General features: G+C 71.7%; 3 protein-coding genes. All 3 read right to left on the bottom strand.

The features are described 5' to 3' along the window. Positions 1–148 precede the first annotated feature (148 nt). Entirely contained in the window at positions 149–1,492 is a 1,344-nt protein-coding gene (locus Q1K57_RS01770) for a glycosyltransferase (RefSeq protein ID WP_300078324.1), read from the bottom strand. Positions 1,493–1,621: 129 nt separating this feature from the next. Then, positions 1,622–2,647 carry a dihydroorotate dehydrogenase-like protein gene (locus Q1K57_RS01765; protein ID WP_300078322.1) on the bottom strand — a complete coding sequence of 342 codons (1,026 nt, stop codon included), beginning with the start codon at positions 2,645–2,647 and terminating at the stop codon, positions 1,622–1,624. Between the two features lies 1 nt (position 2,648). Beyond that, on the bottom strand, positions 2,649–3,797 hold a 1,149-nt coding region (locus tag Q1K57_RS01760; RefSeq protein ID WP_300078319.1), incomplete at its 5' end, for a thiamine pyrophosphate-dependent enzyme.

The following is a 3,797-nucleotide window of genomic DNA, read 5'->3' as shown; positions in this document are numbered from 1 at the left end:
CGTGGCGCTGCTGATGTCGATGACGGGCTGGCTGCTGTTCAGCTCCGGGCTGCTGCCGATGTGACCTGCGCCACGTCGCCATCGACGTAGCCCCAGCGCCGCTCCAGCGTTGGGTGGGGTCGAGGCGCACGGACGCCGGCCGCGTCGCTCACGCAGGGGGCACCGCCCGGAGCGACGCCTCCACCGGACGCCGCGCCGCCAGGTCGCGGTAGAGCTGCATGATCGCCTCGGACTGGTTCTTGATCGTCCACCAGGACGCCATCTCGCGGCTGCGCTGGGAGGCCAGCGCCCGGAACTTCGGATCCTCGAGGTGGTGCAGCATCATCACGAGTTGCCGGGCGAACGACTCCGGCGTCGGCCGGGCGAACGCCCCGTTGACACCCTCGTCGACGACCAGCCGCAGCTCATGGTCGCAGCTCACGATGGGCAGCCCCGCATGGGCGGCCTCGTGTAGGACGAGCGCTTGGGTGTCCGTCGTCGACGGGAACGCGAACACGTCGGCCGCCGCGTAGTAGGGCCCCAACTGTTCCCGCGGCACCTGCCCGACGAGCGTGACGCCGCCCCGCCGGCGGGCGGTGCGCAACTTCTGCTCCAGCAGGCGCCCGGTCCGCCAGTTGCCGACGATCATCAGCTCGGCGTTGGGCAGCTCCTCGCGGACCCACTCGAAGGCGTCGACGAGCAGACCGATGCTCTTCTCGGGGGCGATCCGGCCGACGTAGAGGATCCGCGGGCCGTGGGCCGGCGGCAGGGGCGGGCCGGGGGGGAGGGCGTCCGCGCCGTTCGGGACGACCCGGATGTGGGCGTTCGGCGCCAACTCGATGCAGCGGACGGCCGTTTTGTCGGAGGGGGTGGTGACGAGGTCGGCGGCCTCGAGCATCTCGCGGGCGGCGTTGAGGACGCCGCGCCGGGTCAGCTTGCCGCGACGCCACCAGCGCGGCTGGAAGAAGCGGGCCAGCCGCTTGAGCTGGGGGCGGTCCATGCCGTTGGTGGCCGCCTTGAGGGCGCGGATGTAGGCGTCGGCGACCGGCGCGAGCAGGGCGTAGTGGTCGGCGTACGCCTCGAAATCGGTGTGCCACGTGACCATGAGCGGCACCCCGAGCCGATCGGCGGCCCAGACGCCGAGGAGCCCGACGGAGCCCAGCCCGTGCACGTGGATGACATCGGGCGGGTCGGCGGCGAGTTGGGCGAGCGCCTGCTCGAACCCGCGCCCGGTGGCCATCGTGAGCGACATGCCCGGCACCGGGATGCCGGGCAGCCGCAGTTCGCTGCGGTGCGGGTGGGCACGATACGGGTTGGGCCCGTCGCAGGCCGGCGCCACGACCTGCACCTGGAACCCGCGCGCCAGCAGCTCCCCCTCGAGGAACTGCACGGCGTACAGCAGCCCGCTGTGGCCAGGGCCGTAGTTGTCGGTGAACAGGGCCACCCGGAGCGGCGGCGTCCGGTCAACAGACGCCGCCTGCTCGGCGCTGCTCGGCTCCACAGAGGCGGGCATGAATTCCTCCCTCGTGTCCATCGAGAAGCAGTCTACCGACCTGGGTCGGGGCGCACGCCAGCGGGGGCGCGGGGGCTGCGGGCGCGAAAAGGGCCGTGCCGGCGGCCTCAACCGCCGGCCCGCTCGGCGTCAGAGGGTGCCGTAGCGCGCCTTCGCGGCCTGGATGGCGGCGACGTAGCCGCCGCGCTCGGCGGCGTCCGGGTCGCCGTCGGCAGGCAGCGCCAGCAGCCCGCGCGCCTCCGCGACCGACGCGAACCCCTTGCGTTCCAGCCATGCCTCCAGCCCCGCGACGAGCGTGATCACATGATGCGGCCCGTTGCGGATCAGCGACGCCGTGGTCATGACCGCGTCGGCGCCGGCGAGGAGGTACTTCACCACGTCGTCGGCCGTCTCGACGCCGGTCGAGCCGGCCAGCGAGGCGTCGGTGCGGTGCCGCAGCGCGGCCAGCCACGTGCGCGGCAGCCGGCCCTCGTGCGGCGTCGACAGCTCGAAGGCGGCGTCCATGCCGAGTGTCTCGGTGTTCACGTCCGGCTGCAGCCAGCGGTTGAACAACACCAGGCCGGACGCCCCCGCCTCCAGCAACTGCAGCGCCGCGTTGCCCGGCGAGCTGAAGTACGGCGACATCTTCACCGACACCGGCAGCGACACGGCCGAACTCACCGCGCTCACGATCTCGAGGTGCCGCTTGAGCACCAGATCGCCCGTGGTGCGCACGTCGCCGGGCACGAAGTAGATGTTCAGTTCCAGCGCGGCCGCCCCGGCCGACTCGATGTCCTTGGCGAACTCCACCCAGCCGCCCAGGTCGGAGCCGTTGAGCGATGCGATGACCGGCACGCCGACGGCGGCCGCCGCCCGCTCCACCAACCGCAGGTAGCCGTAGCCGGCCGAACGGGTCGTCACCGCCACGTCGGGGAAGAAGTCCTGCGCCTCGGGGAAACGCTCCTCGTGCGCGTCGAGGAGGGCGGCGTCCCGGTTGGCCTCGGCGCGCAACTGCTCCTCGAAGAGCGAGTGCAGCACGATCGCGGCCGCACCGCCCTCGGCGAGGGCGGCGACGGCGTCCACGCTCTGGGTGAGCGGCCCGGCCGACGCGATGACCGGGTGGGCGAGCTCCAGCCCGAGATAGGTGGTGGCCAGGTCGGCGGCGATCCGTTCCATGTCACTCCTTCGCATCCGCGGCGAAGTCGGCTGCCGTCCGCATCGCCATTTCCTCGTAGTCGCGCCACCGGCGCTCCACCTGGGCCTGCCCGAGCTCGAGCATGCGCTCGGCCGCTTCGGGGTTGGCGTTGCGCAGCATCCGGAAGCGCAACTCGTTCTCGTGGTATTTCCTCAGCGGGAACCGCGGCCGCGGCGAGTCGAGCAGGAACGGGTTCTTGCCCGCCTGCCGCAGCACCGGGTTGAACCGCATGAGCGGCCAGTGGCCCGAGTTGACCGCCAGGTACTGCTGGTCGAGCCCCTTCTTCATGTCGATGCCGTGGGCGATGCAGTGGCTGTAGGCCAAGATGATGCTCGGCCCGTCGTAAGCCTCCGCCTCGCGGAACGCCGTGAGCGTCTGCTGCGGGTCGGCACCCATCGCCACCCGCGCCACGTACACGTTGCCGTAGGCGATGGCCTGCAACGCCAAGTCCTTGCTGATCGTCTCCTTGCCGCCGGAGGCGAACTTCGCGATCGCGCCCATCGGCGTCGCCTTAGACGCCTGCCCGCCCGTGTTGCTGTACACCTCGGTGTCGAGCACGAGCACGTTCACGTTGCGGCCCGAGGCGAGGACGTGGTCGAGGCCGCCCGACCCGATGTCGTACGCCCAGCCGTCGCCGCCCACGATCCACACCGACCGGCGCAGCAGATGGTCGGCCACCGAGCGCAGGTCGGACGCCGCCGGTCCGGTCATGTCGTCGAGGCGCTCCTTGAGTTCCTCGACGCGCGCCCGCTGGTGCGACAGGTCGGACTCGTACAACTGCTCGGCGCCGAGGATGGCGTCCACCAGGTCGTCGTTGCCGATGTCCTCGCGCAGTTCCACGAGCCGCTTGCGGGCGAGGTCGGTCTGCAGGTCGGCGGCGAGCCGGAGGCCGAGGCCGAACTCGGCGTTGTCCTCGAACAACGAGTTCGACCAGGCGGGCCCGCGCCCGTACTTGTTGCGCGCCCACGGCGTCGTCGGCAGGTTGCCGCCGTAGATGGACGAGCAGCCGGTCGCGTTCGCGATGCTCGCCCGGCCGCCGAACAGCTGGGAGAGCAGCTTCAGGTAGGGCGTCTCGCCGCAGCCGGTGCACGCCCCGGAGAACTCGAACAACGGCTCCAGGTACTGGACGCC

The sequence above is a fragment of the Propioniciclava sp. genome, from assembly GCF_029977985.1.
Classification (GTDB): Bacteria; Actinomycetota; Actinomycetes; order Propionibacteriales; family Propionibacteriaceae; genus Propioniciclava.
The sequence above is the reverse complement of the archived record's forward strand: the minus strand, read 5'-3'. Positions and strand labels throughout refer to the sequence as shown.